The organism is Rhodococcus sp. C26F, assembly GCF_053345925.1.
Window position 1 is genome coordinate 57,051 of the sequence record NZ_JBKFBA010000024.1, and the last position, 19,969, is coordinate 77,019.

21 protein-coding genes and 1 pseudogene are annotated in these 19,969 nt (G+C 68.1%); 8 read left to right on the top strand and 14 right to left on the bottom strand.

Annotated features, from left to right (window positions below):
* Positions 1 to 39: 39 nt before the first annotated feature.
* The 4 genes and pseudogenes from ACLBYD_RS20835 to bla all read right to left on the bottom strand — a co-directional run bounded on the left by ACLBYD_RS20835 (position 40) and on the right by bla (position 3,359).
* Positions 40 to 405: an FKBP-type peptidyl-prolyl cis-trans isomerase gene (locus ACLBYD_RS20835; protein ID WP_039958015.1), complete on the bottom strand. Its 366-nt coding sequence runs from the start codon at positions 403 to 405 to the stop codon at positions 40 to 42.
* A 6-nt stretch (positions 406 to 411) separates the two neighbouring features.
* Positions 412 to 762 (bottom strand): annotated as a pseudogene (locus tag ACLBYD_RS20840) (FKBP-type peptidyl-prolyl cis-trans isomerase); the annotation flags it as partial.
* 50 nt (positions 763 to 812) lie between these two features.
* Positions 813 to 2,111, bottom strand: a complete 1,299-nt coding sequence (locus ACLBYD_RS20845; RefSeq protein WP_006551650.1) for a citrate synthase — start codon at positions 2,109 to 2,111, stop codon at positions 813 to 815.
* 270 nt (positions 2,112 to 2,381) lie between these two features.
* The gene (bla, locus tag ACLBYD_RS20850; RefSeq protein WP_447817926.1) at positions 2,382 to 3,359 is read right to left on the bottom strand and encodes a class A beta-lactamase; all 978 of its coding nucleotides are present in this window, start codon (positions 3,357 to 3,359) and stop codon (positions 2,382 to 2,384) included.
* Positions 3,360 to 3,526: 167 nt separating this feature from the next.
* On the opposite strand from bla, the gene ACLBYD_RS20855 reads away from it, so the two are divergent.
* The 3 genes from ACLBYD_RS20855 to ACLBYD_RS20865 all read left to right on the top strand — a co-directional run bounded on the left by ACLBYD_RS20855 (position 3,527) and on the right by ACLBYD_RS20865 (position 6,541).
* Positions 3,527 to 4,402 (top strand): LysR family transcriptional regulator, encoded by an 876-nt coding sequence (locus ACLBYD_RS20855; protein WP_447817946.1) that lies wholly within the window; start codon positions 3,527 to 3,529, stop codon positions 4,400 to 4,402.
* Positions 4,399 to 5,340: a serine hydrolase gene (locus ACLBYD_RS20860; RefSeq protein WP_447817927.1), complete on the top strand. Its 942-nt coding sequence runs from the start codon at positions 4,399 to 4,401 to the stop codon at positions 5,338 to 5,340. The genes ACLBYD_RS20855 and ACLBYD_RS20860 overlap by 4 nt, the downstream gene beginning before the upstream one ends.
* Positions 5,341 to 5,446: 106 nt before the next feature.
* Positions 5,447 to 6,541: an Rv2629 family ribosome hibernation factor gene (locus ACLBYD_RS20865; protein ID WP_447817928.1), complete on the top strand. Its 1,095-nt coding sequence runs from the start codon at positions 5,447 to 5,449 to the stop codon at positions 6,539 to 6,541.
* An 18-nt stretch (positions 6,542 to 6,559) separates the two neighbouring features.
* On the opposite strand, the gene ACLBYD_RS20870 is transcribed toward ACLBYD_RS20865, so the two are convergent.
* Positions 6,560 to 7,828 carry an MFS transporter gene (locus tag ACLBYD_RS20870; protein WP_447817929.1) on the bottom strand — a complete coding sequence of 423 codons (1,269 nt, stop codon included), beginning with the start codon at positions 7,826 to 7,828 and terminating at the stop codon, positions 6,560 to 6,562.
* Entirely contained in the window at positions 7,825 to 8,511 is a 687-nt protein-coding gene (gene pdxH, locus ACLBYD_RS20875; RefSeq protein ID WP_194293782.1) for a pyridoxamine 5'-phosphate oxidase, read from the bottom strand. The genes ACLBYD_RS20870 and pdxH overlap by 4 nt, the downstream gene beginning before the upstream one ends.
* Before the next feature lie 184 nt (positions 8,512 to 8,695).
* Between pdxH and ACLBYD_RS20880 the strand changes: the two genes are divergently transcribed.
* The 4 genes from ACLBYD_RS20880 (at position 8,696) to ACLBYD_RS20895 (ending at position 12,855) form a co-directional block, all read left to right on the top strand.
* A complete protein-coding gene (locus ACLBYD_RS20880) occupies positions 8,696 to 9,823 on the top strand; it encodes a citrate synthase 2 (RefSeq protein WP_447817930.1) in 1,128 nt (375 codons plus the stop codon).
* Positions 9,824 to 9,927: 104 nt separating this feature from the next.
* Positions 9,928 to 11,049, top strand: coding sequence for a phosphoserine transaminase (serC, locus tag ACLBYD_RS20885; protein ID WP_447817931.1), 1,122 nt, complete (start codon positions 9,928 to 9,930; stop codon positions 11,047 to 11,049).
* A gap of 220 nt (positions 11,050 to 11,269) precedes the next feature.
* Positions 11,270 to 12,139 carry a septation protein SepH gene (gene sepH / locus ACLBYD_RS20890; protein ID WP_447817932.1) on the top strand — a complete coding sequence of 290 codons (870 nt, stop codon included), beginning with the start codon at positions 11,270 to 11,272 and terminating at the stop codon, positions 12,137 to 12,139.
* A 14-nt stretch (positions 12,140 to 12,153) separates the two neighbouring features.
* Complete coding sequence (locus tag ACLBYD_RS20895) at positions 12,154 to 12,855, top strand: DUF6928 family protein (RefSeq protein WP_447817933.1); 702 nt, start codon at positions 12,154 to 12,156, stop codon at positions 12,853 to 12,855.
* Between the two features lie 33 nt (positions 12,856 to 12,888).
* On the opposite strand, the gene ACLBYD_RS20900 is transcribed toward ACLBYD_RS20895, so the two are convergent.
* The 8 genes from ACLBYD_RS20900 to ACLBYD_RS20935 form a co-directional block, all read right to left on the bottom strand.
* Positions 12,889 to 14,472 carry an alpha/beta hydrolase gene (locus tag ACLBYD_RS20900; protein WP_447817934.1) on the bottom strand — a complete coding sequence of 528 codons (1,584 nt, stop codon included), beginning with the start codon at positions 14,470 to 14,472 and terminating at the stop codon, positions 12,889 to 12,891.
* A 127-nt stretch (positions 14,473 to 14,599) separates the two neighbouring features.
* Positions 14,600 to 15,025: a DUF7144 family membrane protein gene (locus tag ACLBYD_RS20905; RefSeq protein ID WP_016691326.1), complete on the bottom strand. Its 426-nt coding sequence runs from the start codon at positions 15,023 to 15,025 to the stop codon at positions 14,600 to 14,602.
* A 211-nt stretch (positions 15,026 to 15,236) separates the two neighbouring features.
* Positions 15,237 to 15,653: an SHOCT domain-containing protein gene (locus tag ACLBYD_RS20910; protein WP_447817935.1), complete on the bottom strand. Its 417-nt coding sequence runs from the start codon at positions 15,651 to 15,653 to the stop codon at positions 15,237 to 15,239.
* Positions 15,654 to 15,964: 311 nt separating this feature from the next.
* Complete coding sequence (locus tag ACLBYD_RS20915; RefSeq protein WP_120281551.1) at positions 15,965 to 16,390, bottom strand: DUF7144 family membrane protein; 426 nt, start codon at positions 16,388 to 16,390, stop codon at positions 15,965 to 15,967.
* A 101-nt stretch (positions 16,391 to 16,491) separates the two neighbouring features.
* Positions 16,492 to 16,764, bottom strand: a complete 273-nt coding sequence (locus ACLBYD_RS20920; RefSeq protein WP_019289927.1) for a DUF2537 domain-containing protein — start codon at positions 16,762 to 16,764, stop codon at positions 16,492 to 16,494.
* On the bottom strand, positions 16,761 to 17,567 hold the full coding sequence (locus tag ACLBYD_RS20925; protein WP_447817936.1) for a TrmH family RNA methyltransferase: 807 nt from the start codon (positions 17,565 to 17,567) through the stop codon (positions 16,761 to 16,763). Before ACLBYD_RS20925 ends, ACLBYD_RS20920 begins: the two co-directional genes overlap by 4 nt.
* A gap of 115 nt (positions 17,568 to 17,682) precedes the next feature.
* Positions 17,683 to 18,114: an Rv0880 family HTH-type transcriptional regulator gene (locus ACLBYD_RS20930; RefSeq protein ID WP_006551668.1), complete on the bottom strand. Its 432-nt coding sequence runs from the start codon at positions 18,112 to 18,114 to the stop codon at positions 17,683 to 17,685.
* A gap of 44 nt (positions 18,115 to 18,158) precedes the next feature.
* Positions 18,159 to 19,628: an NCS2 family permease gene (locus ACLBYD_RS20935; protein ID WP_447817937.1), complete on the bottom strand. Its 1,470-nt coding sequence runs from the start codon at positions 19,626 to 19,628 to the stop codon at positions 18,159 to 18,161.
* A gap of 80 nt (positions 19,629 to 19,708) precedes the next feature.
* Here ACLBYD_RS20935 and ACLBYD_RS20940 point away from each other — a divergent pair, with 80 nt between their 5' ends.
* Positions 19,709 to 19,960: a DUF2530 domain-containing protein gene (locus tag ACLBYD_RS20940; RefSeq protein ID WP_006551670.1), complete on the top strand. Its 252-nt coding sequence runs from the start codon at positions 19,709 to 19,711 to the stop codon at positions 19,958 to 19,960.
* The last annotated feature ends 9 nt before the right edge of the window (positions 19,961 to 19,969 follow it).

A 19,969-nucleotide genomic window follows, 5' to 3' on the forward strand; every position in this document is an offset into this window, starting at 1 on the left:
CACCGGTGTTGCGGGCCTCGGATGTCGTTGCGGGTCCGGCTATCCGACGCCGAGCAGATCGATCACGAAGACCAGCGTCTTGCCTCCGAGCGGATGCCCGGAACCGGCCGGTCCGTACGCGAGCTGCGGGGGCACCGTGAGCTTGCGGCGTCCACCGACGCGCATGCCCGGAATGCCTTCCTGCCATCCCGGGATCAGTCGTCCGAGCGGGAAGCGGACGGAGTCGCCACGAGCGAACGACGAGTCGAACACATCGTTGGTGTCGTACTCCACGCCGTGGTAGTGCACGTCGACCACGCCGCCGGGCTGCGCTTCGTCGCCGTCACCGATGGTGATGTCCTCGATGACGAGATCGGCGGGCGCCGGGCCGGTCGCCGGCTCGACCGTCGGAACCTCCGGCGGCACCTGCACGGCGAGCAGGTCGATGATGAACACGAGCGTCTTGCCCGACAGGCGGTGGCCCGACCCGGCGGGACCGTAGGCGAGCTCCGGCGGGATGGTCAGCTGGCGACGGCCGCCGACCTTCATGCCCGGGATGCCCTCCTGCCAGCCGGCGATCAGACCGGACAGCGGGAAGGTGATGGACTCACCACGGCTCCACGACGAGTCGAACTCTTCACCGGTATCGAACTCGACCCCGACGTAGTGGACTTCGACCTTCGATCCGGGCTCCGCTTCGGCACCTTCGCCGACCACCAGGTCCTTGATGACCAACTGGGTGGGGGCGGGACCCTCCTGGAACTCGATTTCGGGCTTTGTCATGCGTGTCTCCTCGTCGGGATTCGGTCGATCTTTCCGGTCGCTACGAGGGTTCAGCGCTCCTCGAGGGACGTGTACGGGCGCTCGGTGTAGCCGGTGTAGATCTGACGCGGACGGCCGATCTTCAGGGTCGGGTCCGAGTGCATCTCACGCCAGTGCGCGATCCAGCCGGGCAGGCGACCCAGGGCGAACAGCACGGTGAACATGCGGTCCGGGAAGCCCATCGCACGGTAGATCAGGCCCGTGTAGAAGTCGACGTTCGGGTACAGCTTGCGCTCGATGAAGTAGTCGTCCGTGAGGGCGGCCTCTTCGAGCTTCATGGCGATCTCGAGCAGTTCGTCGCCCGCACCGAGCTTCTTGAGGATGCGGTCGGCGGTCTTCTTGACGATCGCGGCCCGCGGGTCGTAGTTGCGGTAGACGCGGTGCCCGAAGCCCATGAGCTTCACGCCGTCTTCCTTGTTCTTGACCTTGCGGACGAAGTCCTTGACGTCGCCGTCGGACTTGTGGATGCCGTCGAGCATCTCGAGCACGGCCTGGTTGGCGCCGCCGTGCAGCGGGCCCCACAGTGCGTTGATGCCGCCCGAGATGGACGTGAAGAGATTGGCGTCGGAGGAACCGACGAGGCGCACCGTCGACGTCGAGCAGTTCTGCTCGTGATCGGCGTGCAGGATGAGCAGCATGTCGAGCGCCTGAGCGATCTCGGGATCGATCTCGTAGGGCTCGGCCGGGAAGCCGAAGGTCATGCGCAGGAAGTTCTCGACCAGCGACAGCGAGTTGTCGGGGTAGAGGAAGGGCTGACCGACCGACTTCTTGTAGGCGTAGGCCGCGATGGTCGGCAGCTTGGCGAGCAGACGGATCGTCGACAGCTCGACCTGCTCGGAGTCGTCCGGATCGAGGGAGTCGGGGTAGTACGCCGACAGGGCGTTGACCGCGCTCGACACGACGGGCATCGGGTGCGCGTTGCGCGGGAAGCCGTCGAAGAACCGCTTGAGATCCTCGTGCAGGAGGGTGTGGCGGCGGATCTTGTCGGTGAAGACCTCGAGCTGCTCCGCAGTCGGCAGCTCACCGTAGATCAGCAGGTAGCTGACCTCGATGAACGTCGACTTCTCGGCGAGCTGCTCGATCGGGTATCCGCGGTACCGCAGAATGCCCTTCTCGCCGTCGATGTACGTGATCGCCGACTTCGTGGAGGCGGTGTTGACGAAACCCGGGTCGAGGGTGGTGTACCCGGTCGCCGCGAGGAGCTTGCCCAGCTCGATACCGTCATTGCCTTCCGTCGCCTTGGCGATCGACATCGTGTGTTCGCCACCGGGGTAGCTGAGGGTGGGGTTGGTGTCATTCTCAGCGGGCACGAAGGATCCCTCTCAAGCTCAGACCTACGAGAAACTTCCGGACATTCACGTAGAACCTAGCCGTAGCGCGGGGTATGCGCTGAGGCAGGGTCCGCCGAAAGTCCCCGATCGGTATGTCGTCCATGTGGGTTCCGAACGCTCGCCCGCACCCTCCGCGACTGCGCCGCAAGGCCGGCACACGCCGATAACCTGCGGCAATACTACCCGGGTCTCACCAAGGTCGTTACGCGGGGATCTGCGCGTATCCGGCGCCCACGCCGGCCACTGTACTCACGGCACGGCGAAGAGCGCATCGACCAGCACGGCGGTGGTCTCCGCGACGGGCGCGCCCTCGAGGGGTGCGTCGGGGTCACCGGTGGTCGAGTCCGACAGGATCGCCAGCACCATCGGCTGCCCGTCCGGCGACCACACCACCCCGGCGTCGTTCACTGTCCCGTGATTGCCCCCGCCCGTCTTGTCCGCCGACGTCCATCCCGGCGGCAGTCCCCCGCGGATCCGGGTGTCCGAGGTGGTGGTCGCGCGCATCCAACCGAGCAGTGTCCGCTGCTGCGGAGCGGGCAGCCCCGAACCGAGCAGCACCTCGCCGAAGCCACGGGACAGTCCGGCAGCGGTGGTGGTGTCGCGTTCGTCGCCCCGTGCCGCCTCGTTGAGTTCGGGTTCCCAGCGGTCGAGCCGGGTGGTCTCGTCCCCGACGGAACGGGCGAAGGCGGTGACGGCCCCGGGCCCACCGATCCGTTGCAGCATCAGGTTTCCGGCAGTGTTGTCACTGCGGGTGAGCGCGGCCTCGCACAGCCGGTCGAGCGGCAGTACGCGCCCCTGATGTTCCGAGCTCACCGGCGAATTGACGACGATGTCCTCCGGGTCGATCGGGAGGGTCTCGTCGAGACGGAGGGATCCTTCCGCCTCGAGTCGCAGGATCGCGGCGGCGGCGTAAACCTTGAACGGAGAACAGATCGCGAACCGTTCGTCGGCCCGATAGGTGTGGACGCGCCCGGTCACCGGCGACTGCGCGACCACACCGAGCCGCACGGCGTAGCGGTCCTCGATCTCCCGGAGACGCTCATCGACACCGGCCGCGAGCAGCTGGGTGTCGGGGACCGAATCGGCCGTCGTCGACGGCCCCGTGACGACCGGACCGTCCGGCGACCCGCAGGCCGCCGTGGCGGCGACGGAGGACAGGGCGAGGGCGGAGTGGAGAAAACCCCTGCGCGACAATCTTTTCCGGAGGAGTGAATCGGTGGGAGTCATGCCGACAGGACACCACCGACGGGAGTCGCCCCGCCAATACCCACCCGCCGTCCGCACGAGTCGGAAGAACTATCGCCGCTGTTGGAGGCGGGGACGACGGACGGGATCCGGCCGCGCGACACGCCGGGTCGGTGAATCGTCCGCCCGTGCTGATTGAATCCCCTGCCATGGACCTGATCCGCCACCTCCGGTTCTTCGTCACCGTCGCGGAGGAAGGACACTTCGGCCGGGCCGCGGCGGTGCTCGACATGACGCAACCTCCTCTGTCACAAGGACTTCGGAAACTCGAGCAGCATCTCGGTTCCGAACTCGTGCATCGCACCAGGCAGGGAGCGGTCCTCACGCCCGCCGGAGCGGAGCTGCTCCCCCGCGCTCGTCTCCTCGTCGACGACGCCGATCGTTTCCTCGCCGAGGCCGGGCGCGTCGCCCGCGCCCGGGGTCTTCTGCACTGGGGTGCCACCCGCGCACTACCCGATCGCCTGGTCACCCTGTGCGTCACCGTTCTGAGCAGACGCGGTGAGGCGACGGTGTCGACGCGTTCCGCGAGCACGGTCGAACTCGTCGACGCCGTCCGCTCGGGCATGTGCGATCTCGCCGTCGTCGAGCATCCGGCTCTGACCGAAGGACTCGAGGCCGGCCCGATGGTCAAACTCCGGCGATGGCTGGTCGTGCCGGCCGACCACCGCAGCGCCCGCTCCGACCGGCCCCGTCTGCCGATGCTCTCCGACCTGACGTTCGCCGCGCCGCCGCGGACGGGGAACCCGGCGGCCTTCGACGCGGTGCAGGATCTGCTGCGCGAACGAGGACTCGATGTCGAGACCACCCCGGCGGCGGACGACCGCGCGGTGCTCGCTGCCGTGGCCGCCGGTACCCACTTCGGGATGTCGACCTCACCGCCCGGCTCGGTGCCCGGCGTGGCCTGGCTGGACTGGGCTCCGTCCGCACTGGCCCTGCGGGTGCGCATCGTGCGACGTACCGACGCCGACGTCGGTGCGCACGTCGACGCCCTCGACCGCGTCCTGTTCAAGGAGCGGGTCCGGTGAAAGGCGAGGAACGGCGAGACACGGCGGTCGACCGGATCCGCGCGGTGTTCGCGGATGCCGGGTGCACGGGATGGCTGCACGCCCGCCGGTGTTCGGATCCACGTGCGGCGACGCTGTCGGTGCGCGGGGACGAACGCGTGGTCCTCGCGTCGGTGTACAAGCTTCCGCTGTTCCTCGCGTTCTGCGCGGAGGTGGACGCCGGCCGACTCGACGCATCCGGGCAGCTGCGGATCGTGCCGTCGGACTGCACCCCCGGCCCGACCGGGATCGCGAGCTTCCGGGATCCGGTGACGATGAGCCGACGCGACGTGGCCGCATCGATGATGACAGTGTCCGACAACGCGGCGGCCGACGTGCTGCTCGGCGAGATCGGCACGACCGCCGTCGAGGAACTCCTCGCGCGCCTCGGACTCACGCGGACCCGGATCATCGGTGGCACGGCGGACGTCTATCAGCGCCTCGTCGAGGAAACGGACACCCGCACCACCGTCGAGGCGTTCCGGGCACTTACCGACATCGACGCGGCCTGGACCGTCTCGGCGTACGACCCGGCCTACACGAGCGCGACCACCCCGGAGGAGATGACCCGGCTGCTCGAGGCCGTGTGGTCCGGCTCGGTGCTCTCCCCCGAGAGCACCGCCTTCACGCAGCAGGTGATGCGCGCCCAGATCTGGCCGCACCGCATCGCGTCGGGCTTCCCGCATCGCGGGGTCGCGATCGCCGGCAAGACCGGCACGATCGGCATCATCCGCAACGAGGTGGCGGTCGTCGAGTTCCCCGGCGAGTATCCGATCGCCGTCGCGGTATTCACCCGCGCCGCCCGCGCGGATCCCGTACTGCCGGTCGTCGATGCAGCGATCGGTGAGGCCGCGCGCATCGCCGTCACCGAACTACGGGCGCCGCTCGCCGATCCCCGAGCGTTCCCGCCCGAGGTGTGACAGCGTTCCCGCCCGAGACGTGATGCTCCGTCGCCGTCGTCGTTTGCCCGCGCACCGGGTCGGGCACCCGAAACAGGAACAGTGAATCGACGACGAAGGAGCAACAGTGAAGGCCGATCGATTCCAGGAACTCGCTTCCGCTGCCGGTCCGTTCGCCTCGGTGTACTTCGAGGACACGCACACGACCGAGGATGCTGCGAAGGTCGCCGAACTCACCTGGCGCGCGATCTCCGAGAAGCTCGAGGAACTGGGGGTGTCCGAGGAGGTGCGCGCTCACGTCGAACACGCGGTGACCGAGGGGCCCACACCGGTCGGGACGAGCGGCCGCGCGGTGGTGGCGAACGCAGACCGCGTATGGGTCGACGAGCGGTTGGTCCGCCCTCCGCTGCAGACCGAGGTGCGATGGTCGGACGGTCCCTACCTGATTCCGCTCGTCGAACACGGCAGCCGAGGACGTCCGCATCTCGTGGTCAGGGTCGACCACGTGGGCGCAGATCTGACGGTTCACGACCGCAACGGCGCCGTCGTGCACGAGGAGACGGTCGAAGGAGACGACCACCCCGTGCACAAGGCCTCCGGGGCACAGACTCCCGGTTACGGCGATCCGGAACCTCCGGTGGAGGAGCAGCGCCGGCGGAACATCGCGAAAGTGGCGGAGCGTGTCACCGAACTCGCCGACGAGTACGGCACGGACCCGGTCTTCCTGATCGGTGAGGTCCGCTCCCGGAACGACCTGGCCGATGCTCTCGTTTCCCGCACGGCGGACGTGGCGGTGCAGGTGGAGACCGGTTCTCGCGCGGAGGGGTCCGATCCTGCGCAGACCCGGGCCGCCCTCGACGAAGGGCTCGCCCAGCAGCGGCTCGCCGAGATGGACGAGGCCGCCGAACGGTTCCGCGCCGGGGCCGGCACGGGGCTGGCCGTCGAGGGTCTGACCGAGGTCACCGCGGCCCTGCGCGAACGTCGGGTCGAGTCGTTGATCATCGGCGATCTCGGGGACGCGACCGTACTGGTCGGGGACGATCCGTCCGTCGTCGCCCAGGACTCCGACGCGCTCTCGGCGATGGGATCGGAGAACGAACGGGTGTGCCGGGCGGACGAAGCCCTGCCGGTCGCAGCGGCGGTGACGGGAGCCGACCGCCTGGTGCGGATCGACGAGCGTCTGAGCCCCGCCGACGGGATCGCAGCGCTCCTGCGTTACTGATCCGCGCGACCCGCACCCTCAATCGAGGGTGCGGGTGACCCGGTACCGGACGAAGGCCGGGAAGGCGACGACGCACACGAGCGTGCCGACGACCACGAGGACGCCGCCACCGGCAGCCGCGACGGCCGTGCCTGCAGCCGCTGCGGCGGCGCCGTGGAGCACGTCGCCGATGCGCGGTCCGCCCGCGACGACGACGATGAACACGCCCTGCAGGCGGCCACGCATCTCGTCGGTGGCGACGGTCTGCAGCATCGTCGAGCGGAAGGCCGCGGACACCATGTCGACCGCCCCGCCGAACGCCAGGAAGAACAGGGCGACCCACAGCAGCAGACCGCTGCCGTCGGGCTCGGCCCACCACACCGCGACGCCGAAGCCGACCATCGCCACGCCCCACAGGACGATGCACACGATCACGGCGAGACCCTGGCGCTGCACCCGCGGCAGCCATCCGGAGAAGACGCCGCCGATCACCGCGCCGACCGACATCGCCGCGAACAGCAGACCGAGGGCGAAGCCGCCCTGCGCCGGATCGCCGAACGACTCGTGGGCGATCTGCGGGAACAGGGCGCGCGGCATCCCGAACACCATGGCGACGATGTCGACGACGAACGACGCCAGCAGGATCTTCTGGCCCGACAGGTACCGGAAACCGTCGAAGACCGCGCGCAATCCGGCCTTGGTGACCTCACCGAGCGGCGGGATCGCCGGGAGTCGGACCACCGCCCACAGCGTGGCGAGCAGGAAGATCGCGTCCAGCAGGTAGAGGGTGGACAGACCCACGACGGGAATGAGAGCGCCGGCGAACAACGGGCCGGCGATCGCCCCGAACTGCACGACCGTCATGTTGAGCGAGGTGGCCGCCGCGATCTGCCCGACCGGCAGCAGTCGCGGGATCACCGCCGCTCGGGTGGGCTGGTTGACGGCGAAGAACGCCTGCTGCACCGAGAAGAGACAGAGCAGCACCCACACGTTGTTCAGACCGATCGCGGCCTGCGCCCACAACATCAGCGACGTCACACCGAGACCGGTGGAGGTGACGATGAGCAGTTTCCGGCGGTCCATCGCATCGGCGAGCGCTCCACCCCACAGGCCGAACACCACGAGCGGCACGAGCCCGAACACGCCGGTCAGCCCCACATAAGCGGAGTTCCGGGTGATCTCGTAGATCTGCTGGGGTACGGCGACGACCGCCATCTGCGCACCGATGACGGTGACGATCCCGGCCCACCACAGCCGGGCGTAGTCCTTGTTGCGCAGCGGTGTGGTGTCGGCGAGCAGGCGCCTCACGGCTGCAGACGCTCGGTGATCCAGCGACCGTCCACCAGGCGGGTCCGGATCCGGTTGTGCAACCGGTTGGGCCGGCCCTGCCAGAACTCGACGGACTCGGGCACGATGCGGAATCCACCCCAGAACGGCGGCACCGGGATGTCGTCGTCGACCTCGTAGCGCTCGGCGGCCTCGACGAGGGCGTGCTCGAGATCGGCGCGTTCGGCCACGGGACGCGACTGCTGCGACGCCCATGCGCCCAGGCGGGATCCGCGCGGCCGCGTCTGCCAGTACGCGAGGGTCTCCTCGTCTGGCACGCGCACGACCGGTCCGCGGACGGTCACCTGCCGGTAGACCGGCAGCCAGAGGAAGGTCGCCGACGCGTAGGGGTGCCCGGCCAGATGGCGGCCCTTGTCGGACTCGAAGTTGGTGAAGAAGGTCAGGCCGTCGGCGTCGATCTTCTTGCACAGCACGGTGCGGGTCGCCGGGTGGCCGCGCTCGTCGACGGTCGCGAGCACCATCGCGTTCGGCTCGGGCACCGCGGTGGCGACCGCGTTCGCAAACCACGTACGCACCAGCGGAAGCCAGCCCTCGGCGACATCGCCGGGGGTGAGATCGCGGTCGGCCGGGGACTCGTCGGTCGGCCCGGCCGGGCTGTAGTCGACACGCATACGCGCGAGGTCGTCACCCTCGGGGCGCGGCAACGGGAAATCGGACGGCACGAACGACGACGGTACTCCCGGCATCCGGGCAGCGACGCTCGGACCACGGGCGCTACAGTTTTCACGACGACCCGAGTGGGGCGCCGATCACACCTGACGGTGACCTCATTCCACCGGCAGCGCGGCTCGGACCGGGCCGTGCTCGAACGAGGAGAGCCCAACCGTCATGGCAGCGCGCGCGTCAGTTCCCGAGGATTTCGTCGCAGGACTCGAAGGCGTGGTCGCCTTCACGAGCGACATCGCCGAGCCCGACAAGGACGGTGGCGCACTGCGCTATCGCGGGGTCGACATCGAAGAGCTCGTCGAGAAGGGAGTGACCTTCGGCGACGTGTGGGCCCTGCTCGTCGACGGCGAGTTCGGTCGCGGTCTGCACCCGGCCGAGCCGTTCCCCCTGCCGATCCACACCGGCGACGTGCGTGTCGACGTCCAGGCCGGTCTGGCGATGCTCGCACCCATCTGGGGCTTCCGTCCGCTGCTCGACATCGACGACGCCACGGCCCGCGACAATCTCGCCCGCGCCGCGGTGATGGCCCTGTCCTATGTGGCGCAGTCCGCCCGCGGCATCTACCAGCCCGCCGTGCCGCAGCAGCGCATCGACGAGGCGAGCACCGTCACCGAGCGCTTCATGGTGCGGTGGAAGGGCGACCCGGATCCCAAGCACGTCGAGGCGATCGACGCCTACTGGGTCTCGGCGGCCGAGCACGGCATGAACGCCTCGACGTTCACTGCCCGGGTCATCGCCTCGACCGGCGCGGACGCGGCCGCCTCGCTCTCCGGCGCGGTCGGCGCGATGTCCGGCCCGCTGCACGGCGGTGCCCCGGCCCGCGTGCTGCCGATGATCGAGGAGACCGAACGCACCGGCGATCCGCGCGGTCTGGTCAAGGGCATCCTCGACCGCAAGGAGAAGCTCATGGGCTTCGGTCACCGCGTCTACCGCGCCGAGGACCCCCGCGCCCGGGTGCTGCGCAGCACCGCCCAGCGGCTCGACGCTCCGCGCTTCGAGGCGNCGGCCGCGCTCGAGCAGGCCGCCCTCACCGAGCTGCGCGAGCGTCGTCCCGACCGGGCGATCGAGACCAACGTCGAGTTCTGGGCTGCGGTGATCCTCGATTTCGCCGAGGTCCCCGCCGCGATGATGCCCGCGATGTTCACCTGCGGACGGACCGCCGGCTGGTGCGCCCACATCCTCGAGCAGAAGCGTCTGGGCAAGCTCGTGCGTCCCGCGGCGATCTACACCGGCCCCGATCCGCGCCCTGCCTCCGAGGTCACGGGCTGGGATTCGATCACGCATCGCTGATGCCTCTTCCTCGGCCGGGCCGACCAGCGCCCGGCCGAGGCTCCGAGGGGGCGGTCTAGACTACCTGTGCACCATGTCCCTCGACTCTTAGGACACGCATTCCGATGGCAGACGCGTCACCGATCATTCCCGCCGACCTCAAGCCCGCAGACGGCCGCTTCGGCTGCGGCCCGTCCAAGGTTCGTCCCGAGCAGCTGCAGTCGCTGGTCGACGTCGGCGCTTCGGTGTTCGGCACCAGCCACCGGCAGAAGCCGGTCAAGGACGTTGTCGCCCGTGTCCGCTCGGGTCTGCGCGACCTGTTCTCCCTGCCCGAGGGCTACGAGGTCGTCCTCGGCAACGGTGGCACCACCGCTTTCTGGGACGCCGCGGCCTTCGGTCTGATCCGGGAGCGTTCGCAGCACTTCACCTACGGCGAGTTCTCGTCGAAGTTCGCGACGGTCGCGAAGAAGAACCCGTTCATCGGCGACCCGATCGTCGTGGGTTCGGAGCCGGGCTCGGCTCCGGAGATCGTCGCCGACGCGTCGGCCGACCTCATCGGCTGGGCGCACAACGAGACCTCGACGGGTGTCGCGGTTCCCGTGCAGCGTCCTGCCGGTTCCGACAACGCCCTGATCGCGATCGACGCGACCTCGGGTGCCGGCGGCCTGCCGGTGAACATCTCCGACGTCGACGTGTACTACTTCGCCCCGCAGAAGAGCTTCGCCGCCGACGGTGGCCTGTGGATCGCGCTGATGAGCCCGGCCGCGCTCGAGCGTGTCGCAGAGATCAAGGAGTCGGGTCGCTTCACCCCCGAGTTCCTGTCGCTGCCGATCGCCGTCGACAACAGCAGCAAGGACCAGACCTACAACACCCCGGCGCTGGCCACCCTGCTGATGTTCGCCAACCAGATCGAGTGGCTCAACGGCAACGGCGGTCTCGACTGGGCCGTGGCGCGCACGAAGGATTCGTCCTCGCGCCTGTACGAGTGGGCCGAGGCCTCCGAGTACGCGACGCCGTTCGTCGCCGATCCGTCGCTGCGTTCGCAGGTCGTCGGCACCATCGACTTCGCCGACTCCGTCGATGCGGCGCAGGTCGCGAAGATCCTGCGGGCCAACGGCATCGTCGACACCGAGCCGTACCGCAAGCTCGGCCGCAACCAGCTGCGCATCGGCATGTTCCCGGCCATCGATCCCGAGGACGTCACGCAGCTGACCAAGAGCATCGACTGGGTCGTCTCCCAGCTCTGAGCACGCCGCGCAGCGGGGCCGGGTCCGATGTCGGACCCGGCCCCGTTGTCGTCATAGTCTCGACCTCGCATCGAGACATTTCGGCGAACCCTGGACGATAACGCGCCGCGTCGGATTTCTTGCGATGCCGCTCGGCGTGGCGCGGCGTGTCCGGCCACGAAAAATATCCAGGTCGGTTACAGTCGGGCGGGTCAATCGCGATCGGCGCGAGGAGGTCAAGGTGCGAGAGCTTCGAGTGGTCGGTCTCGAGCCCGATGCTAAGCATGTGGTGCTCGCCGATCCCACGACGGGGGACAAGTTCCGCATTCCCGTCGACGACACCCTGCGCGCGGCCGCTCGCGGCGATCTGGCCCGTCTCGGCCAGATCCAGATCGAGACGACCAGCCAGCTCCGTCCTCGCGAGATCCAGGCCCGCATCCGCGGCGGCGCCTCGGTCGAACAGGTGGCCGACGAGGCCGGCATCCCGGTCGCCAAGGTCGAACGGTTCGCCTATCCCGTCCTGCTCGAGCGGTCACGGGCGGCCGACATGGCCAAGAAGGGCCATCCCGTCCGCCCCGACGGTCCCGCCGTCGAGACCCTCCACGAGATCGTCACGCAGGCCTTCCGCGCTCGCGGGCACAGCCTCGACGAGGCCGAGTGGGACGCCTGGCGTGACGACGAGGGCTTCTGGGTCGCGCAGCTGCGGTGGCACGCGGGTCGCTCCACGAACCGCGCCCACTGGCGGTACCAGCCCGATGCTCACGGCGGCACGATCACCGCGCTCGACGACATCGCCGCCGATCTCGTCGATCCCGACTGCGGTCGTCCCCTGCGCTACCTGACCCCGGTCTACTCGGCGCGCGACGTCGACGATTCCACCGAGGCGGAGAACGCCGAGCGGCACACCCCGATCGCGCTGGAGGCTCCCGCCGCCGACGAACCGGTACCCGAGCCGGTCGCCGACGAGGAGACCGCCGTCGCCGTCACGGTGCCCGACGACGCCGACGCATCGCGTGCGGCGCAGGCTCCGGCGAAGGACAAGCGCGGCAAGCCCGCGCTCCCCTCGTGGGACGACGTGCTGCTCGGTGTGCGCAGTAACGGACGCGTCTGAGGAAGTCGTCGACGATGTCGGCGACGGTGTCGACGCTCTGGTACGTCGACGCACCCGATCCCGCAGCGGTCCTGCGCGAATTCTCCCCGGATCGCGATGCGGCACAAGCACTTCTGTCACGCCTGTTCCCGGATCTCCAGGTCGATCCCGGCGCGCGGGTTCCGCTGACCGACGCCGGGGATACCGGCGAGGACGACGGCGTCGAACGATTCTGGATCGGTAGTTATCCCGGCGTGACGGTGGTGTCGAGTCGCCGGTTCGCGCTGCGCCACCCCTCGGAGCTACCCGCGATGTGGTTGCGCACGCCCGCCGCCGAACGCACGTGCCTGCTGGCCTCCGATCCGGCCGGCGCGTGGGGATCGTTCGCCGTGTGGGAGTGCGGCACGCTGCGTCGCAGCTTCGGGGCGAACACCGTCGAGTTCTTCGAGGACCAGGGACTCCCGTTCGTGTGGGAGCGCCCGTTCTGGGCGGGTGAGCATCCGCTCCGCTGGCCGCCGAACGTGCCCCCTCCCCCGGAGTCGCTGCCCTTCCATCCCCGCAAGCTCGTCGAGGAGGCCCACGGGGCGTGGCTCGGGTTCCGTTACGTCGGGCGTCGCGACGACGAACTCGACCCGCGGGACATCGAGACGTGGAGTTTCACGCTGCGCACCCCCGTCCCGCAGATCTCCGTCCCCGCACCGAAGACCTCCTGGTGGCGGCGCCTCGCCGCGCACTGACGTGCCGTCGAGCGACGCTCCCGGTCGGACTCGTCACTCCTCTGCTCCGACAATGGATTTCACCTCGTCGATGTCGTCGGGTGTGATCTCCGGGGATTGCAGGACGACAGCCCAGGCGTCGACGTACTCGGTGCTGTACTTGTGGCCGTGCCCGGCCGGGACACCCGTGGAGAAGGGCAGATCGGCCGTGACCTGCCAGAAGGTCACGAACGGGATCCACACCATGTCCTCGAGCACGTCGCGGCCGGGGGCTTCGCCGATCCAGTCCGGCTCACTCGTGATCAGGCGCGGACTCCACCAGACGATCGGGTCCGACGGGTGCATCAGATACAACACCCGACTCCCCTCCCACGGCTCGTCCGTCGGCGGGATCTCCGCCTGTGGGTCGTTCGTGAACCGCACCGTGCGGCCGTCCCGGAAGACCGGTTCGATCTCGGGGCTGCCGGCCTCCCGGCGATCGCTGAACTCCCGGAAGAGGACGTTGAAGTTCGGAGGTCCGGCGAAGACCGTGCCCGACGCGCGATTGCGCAGGTCGTACTCGCCGCTGAAGGCGGTCTCCCCGCCGAACGAACCGAGGCTCTCCCCAGCCACGAGCAGTCGGGGGCGGGCGTCCTGGGGAAGCTTCGACCAGACGTCGTAGACCGCGTCGAACAGGTCGCGTCCGGCTTCCCGCGCCTTCGACTGATCGACGAGATAGGAGATCCACGAGGGCAGATAGGAGTACTGGATCGCGACCGTCGCGACGTCGCCGCCGGTGAGGTACTCGACGGAGTCCACCAGAGCCGGGTCCACCCAGCCGCTCCCCGTCGTCGTCACGACGACCAGGTTGCTCCGCTCGAATCCTCCTGCCCGGGTGAGGTCCTCGACAGCGAGGGACGCGCGATCCTCGGTGTCGTCCGCCGATGCCAGGCCGGCGTAGATCCGGATCGGTTCGAGGGCAGGACCTTCGGTGAACTCACCGAGTTGTTCGGTGGTCGGCCCCTGCCCGACGAAGATCCGCCCCTGCCACCCGAGAGAATCCCACGGAACGACCGAATCCGGTCCACCGGAGCGGAGTGCGGTCGTCGGTTGCTGCACACCTTCCTCGGTTCTCGTGTCCCGCGCCGAGAACGCCGCGTTGGCGGCGTCGATGAAGCCGGCGAGGAGCACTCCGGAGACGATCGCGTACACGAGTCCCGCGACGAGAACCCACCCCACGACGTTCGCGGCCCGCTGCCCGATCCACCGGTCGAGTGTCCGTGCCGCCCAGTGGTACAGGGCGCGGATACCACGTCCGATCGCCAGCAGCACAGCGAACATCACGACCGCGACGAGCGGGGAGAGAACCGCAAGTGCCAGGTTGTACTCGGAAACCCCCATCAGAGTACGGATCTCGTGCTGCCAGTACTGACCGAGCCCGAAGAAGACCGCGAAGAGGACCACCCCGCAGACGCCGAGGATCCACCACGACGCAGCCTTGGGAGACCGAGGAGGCCGGTCGGCGAAGGCGCGCCACACGAACGCGAGGAGCACGCCGAGGCCGTATCCGATCGCGGCAGTGATCCCGCAGATCATCCCCTGCAGGATCCCGCCGCGCGGAAGCAACGACGGGGTGAACGACAGGCACGCGAAAAGCACTGCACCCCAACACCCGGGAAGTGTGAGGTGCAGTGCCCACCGCCGTGTCCGCGATCGGGGAACATCGGTCGCGACGTTCGCGCCCGGATCACCCCGGACGCTGCGGCCGTTTTCTTGCACGGTCGCGTCAGTAGTAGTCGGCGCGTGGCTGCCAGGTCGAGATCGCCCAGATCACGACCGCGTCCAACGCGATGATCAGGATCGACCACCACGGGTAGTACGGCAACCACAGGAAGTTCGCGATGATCGACAACGCGGCGATGATGATGGCCGTGACGCGAGCCCACGTGGCGCCGCTCATCAACGCGAGACCGGCGACCAGCATCACGACACCGAGGACGATGTGGATCCATCCCCACGTGGTGAAGTCGAACTTGAACGTGTATTCCACGCCCCGCACGAACACTTCGTCCTCGGCCACCGCAGCGATGCCCTGGAAGATCTGGACGATGCCGACGGTTGCCAGGATGATCGCTGCTCCGATCGAGGTGCCTGCGGCGATGCCCTGTTTGACACTGACCCCGCCCCGGTCGGGGTGTACATCCTGTGACATGACAATCCTCTCGTGTACGAAGGAGACATCGACCGTGCGCCGATCCTCGCGAGGAGCGGTCACGATCCGATTCGTCTGAACAAGAGATCCAACGGATTACGCTGTTACCCTTACACTTCCATCCGCCGACTTCTCGACGAGACGAGTCGTCGAACGCCCGAGCCGACCCACGGGAGGACACCGTCCGCAGTGCCCTCCCCGCGACGATGGGTCACGCGATGGGCACGCCGTCACGTCCGGGCGCGACGGTGCCGAGGGCCTGTGCCTTGAGGTGTTCGAACTCCGCGGGCGTGATCGCACCGGAGTCGAGCAGGGCTTTGGCGTCGGCGATCTGTTGAGCCGGGGATTTCCCGACCGCCACGGTGCGAATGTATTCGTCGGTGGCCTGCTTCGCCTCGGCCTGGGCCTGTTGTGCCCGCAGAGCCATCCCCCGACCGCGAACGATCAGGTAGACCAGCGCTGTCAGGTACGGAAGGAGCACCAGACCGATGACCCACACCGCTTTGACCCAACCGGACACGGAGTGATCCCGGAAGAGGTCGACGATGATTTGGAACAGGACGATCAGGTATGCCACGAAGGCGAATACGACGACGGTGTACCACACGTAGTCCCAGAATGAATCCATAGCCGAACCTCCTCGGCCGAACCGATGGCGGGACGATGCCCCCATGAAACCACCGGAGAATGAAGATCTCGAATCCTGTTTCCCCCTGCGGTGTGCCGCTACGGCACTGCCACTACTCGCGGCCCCCGGTCCACTCATCGATACCGGCGTCGAATCGTGACGACTGTCCGATTCGGGCTTCGGCAGGTCCATCTTCAGTCATGACGACCTCCGTCCCTCTGATCGGGAGGGCCGGATATACCATACGCCCGTTCATGGGTGGAGGACATCGGTTTGCGCAATCGGCGCGATTCGGTACCGGCTCGAGTCGGTCAGGAGTACACCGCGCGGGGGTTCCAGGTCGCGATCGCCCAGATGACCACTACATCGAGGGCGATGATCGCAAGCGCCCACCCCGGGTAGTAGGGAAGCCACATGAAGTTCACCAGGATCGACAGCGCGGCGATGACCATTGCGGACACCCGCGCCCATGTCGCCCCGGAGATCAACGCGATGCCCACGATCACCATCACGACACCGACAACGATGTGAACCCACCCCCACGTGGTGAGATCGAACGTGAACAGATACTCCTGGCCGGCGACGAAGACTTCGTCCTCGGCGACCGCAGCAATTCCCTGCAACAGTTGCAGAGCACCGATCAAGGTCATGATGATTGCGGCACCGACCGACGTTCCCGCGGCGAGACCCTGCTTGACCGACATTTCCTCCCGCTCGGCATGCACATTGTGTGACATGATGCTCCTTCCGGATGACCCGACATCTCGAGTGTGCGCTTCGTCGGAATTTTCCAATGGAGGTTGGGGATTTTCCGCCGGCAATCGCACCCAAAACTCGGTCAGGACACGAGCAGCGCGAGCCAGCCGAACGGCACACCGGCCAGGAAACCGGCGGCGAGCCAGCGCAGTACCTGCACCCGGAGCCACGACCACACGGTCGGCGCGACTCCCGCGACCGTCACGACATTGACGACGACGGCGAGGGCCGGATGGATCCGGCCGAGCACCTGCCCGCAGGCGACGACGGTGATGACGGTGGCGACGAAGGATAATGCCGTCAGCGTGAGCCCCGTCGCCCAGGGAGTGGGCGCGGGACCGCGAGCCTGGCTCATCGCGGAAGCCGCACCCGCTCGTAGAACGCCATCGCAGCCGCGGTGGCCACGTTCAGCGAATCCGTGCCGGGAGCCATGGGAATCCGGGCACGCACGTCGGTCGCCCGCATCGCATGTTCGGTCAGGCCCGGCCCCTCGGCGCCGAGCAGCAGCGCGACTTTCTCCCCCGTCATCGCTTCGGCGAGCGGGATCGCCCGTGGGTCCGGGGTCAGCGAGATCAGCTGGAATCCTCTGCTGCGCAACAGATCCAGGTCGTACGGCCACCGGTCGACGTGCGCGAAGGGGACCCGGAGGACGTGCCCCATCGACACGCGCACCGCACGCCGGTACAGAGCGTCGGCGCATCCCTTCCCGAAGAGCACACCGTCGACGCCGAGCCCGGCGGCGTTGCGGAACATCGAGCCGATGTTCTCGTGGTCGTTGATCCCTTCGAGCACCGCGACCGTGGTCGCCTTGCCGAGGACGTCGTCGAGCGAGAGCGGTTCGGGCCGGTGCGCGACGGCGAGCACCCCGCGGTTGAGGTGGAAGCCGACGACCTCCGCCATGGTCGCCGCATCGGTGCGGTAGAACGGCACGTCGACGTCGCGCAGGTCGTCGGCGAGTTCGTCCAGCCGCCGACCCACCCCGAGCAGGCTCGTCGCAGCGAACCGGGAGTCGAGCATGCGCTGGACCACCAGCACACCCTCTGCGATCACCAGCCCCTTGCCACCGGGAAGATCGGGCCGACGGTCCGCAGAGTTGAGATCGCGGAAGTCGTCCACCCGGGGGTCGGAAGGATCGTCGATGTCGATGACGTGAACCACCGGGTCATTCTCCCAGCGGCCCTGCACCCTCCCGCACCGGGTCGGTCGTCACGACCGTGGTGCGGTCAGTCGTCATCGACCGCGGTGCGGTCAGTCGTCATCGACCGCGGTGCGGTCAGTCGTCTTCCGCGACGAGCGCCGTGAGGATTCCGACGGCGTCGCGCAACGTGGCGAGCGAGTCGGGATCGAGTTTGTCGAGCCGTTCGGTCAGCCACACTTCGCGTGCCTGCGCCTCGTCGGCGAGCAGCTCCCTCCCGGCTTCGGACAGCGTCACGATGATCTGTCGTCCGTCCGTCGGGTGCGGCGTCCGCTCGACGAGACCGAGTTCGTGCAGAGACGCGATGACCCTGGTCATCGAGGGTGGTTGGACGCGTTCGCGCGCTGCCAGTGCCCCCGGGGTCATCGCACCCTCCTGCGCGAGGGTGGCCATTGCCGAGATCTGGGTCAGAGAAACTCGGGAATCGGTGCGTCTCCCCCGCAAATGACGCGTCAGACGCACAACGGCGAGTGAGAGGTCACCGGCGAGTGCGCGCGTATCCGAGATCATGGCGTGCAGAATACGTCACATCGCCCGAAACACGCGTCGGCCGTCTAGGTGAGCAGTTCCGTGAGCGGATCGACCGAGAAGTACAGGGCGAACAGCACTGCGACGATCCACATCAGCGGATGGATGGTGCGGATCTTGCCGCTCGCGGCGTGCAGGATCACCCAGGTGATGAAGCCGACGCCGATGCCGTTGGCGATCGAGTAGGTGAACGGCATGACCATGATGGTCAGGAAGGCCGGCAGCGCCACAGCGAACACCGAGAAGTCGATGTCGCGGACCTGGCCGATCATCAGGGCACCGACCACGACGAGAGCCGGAGCGGCCGCCTCGATCGGGACCACCTCGTACAGCGGGGTCAGGAACATCGCGAGCAGGAACAGCACGCCGGTGACCACGTTGGCCAGGCCGGTGCGGGCTCCTTCCGCGATACCCGAGGCCGATTCGACGAACACCGTGTTCGACGAGGCGGAAGCGCCGCCACCGACGATGGCACCGGTGCCCTCGACGACGAGGGCCTTGCCGATGCCGGGCAGGGTGCCGTTCTTGTCGGCCAGGCCGGCTTCCTTGCCGAGGCCGGTCATGGTGCCCATGGCGTCGAAGAAGTTCGCGAGGACGAGCGTGAACACGAGCAGGGTCGCGGCGATCACGCCGATGCGGGTGAACGCGCCGAACAGGTCGACGTTGCCGACGAGGCTCAGGTTCGGGATGCCGAAGAAGGAGTCGGGGGCCTCGGGGGTGCTGAGGTTCCAGCCCTTGGGGTTGGTGCCCAGCGACGGGCCGACGTCGGCGATGGCCTCGATGATCATCGACAGGATCGTCGTGGCGACGATGCCGATCAGCAGTCCGCCGCGCACCTTGCGTGCGACGAGCACACCCATGAGCAGCACACCGACGACGAAGACGAAGGTCGGCCACGACGCGATCGAGCCGTCGATGCCCAGGCCGACAGGGACGGTGGTGCCCGCGGCGTCGGGGATGCGACGGACGAAGCCGGCGTCGACGAGGCCGATCATGGCGATGAAGGCGCCGATACCGGCAGCGATGGCGGCCTTGAGTTCTGCCGGGATCGCGTTGAAGACCGCGGTGCGGAAGCCGGTCAGGGCCAGCACGACGATGATGATGCCGTCGATGACCACCAGACCCATCGCTTCGGGCCAGGTGACCTGCGGCGCGATGGTCACCGCGAGCAGGCTGTTGATGCCGAGGCCGGCAGCGATGGCGAACGGATAGTTGGCGACCACACCGAAGACGATGCTCATGAAGCCGGCGACCAGCGCGGTGACGGCGGCGACCTGGTTGATGGGCAGGATGTTGCCCATCACGTCGATCTTCGCGCTCGCGTCGTCGGCGGAGAAGCTACCGAGGATCAGCGGGTTGAGAACCACGATGTACGACATCGCGAAGAACGTGACGATGCCGCCACGCACCTCCCGGGACACGGTGGAACCGCGTTCGGTGATCTTGAAATAGGTGTCCAGAAAGGACGTTCGCTTGGAGTCGGTGCCTACGGCCATGTCCACAAATCCGCTCGTCGAGTACGGGGCGTCGCAACGGGAACCGATTATTGCAGCGCGAAGGAACTAATCTGCAAACCGTGGAACCCGCCCAGCTCGTCGCAGCCCGTATCCGACGCCTCGCCGACCCTCGCCCCGCGCTTGCCGTGGGAACCGGTCTGTGGGTGGTGGCGACCGTCGTCGTGGCGGTGGTGGGCGGCGAACTCCGGGACGATGTGCTTCCGGTCTGCGTGGCGGGAATCGTGGTGGGGCTGCTGGGAACTGCGCTCTTCCTGTTGCAGCGTCGTGCCGCCCGACGCGGCGACCGGGGTGCCCAGGCGGGGCTGGACTGACCCTCGCCC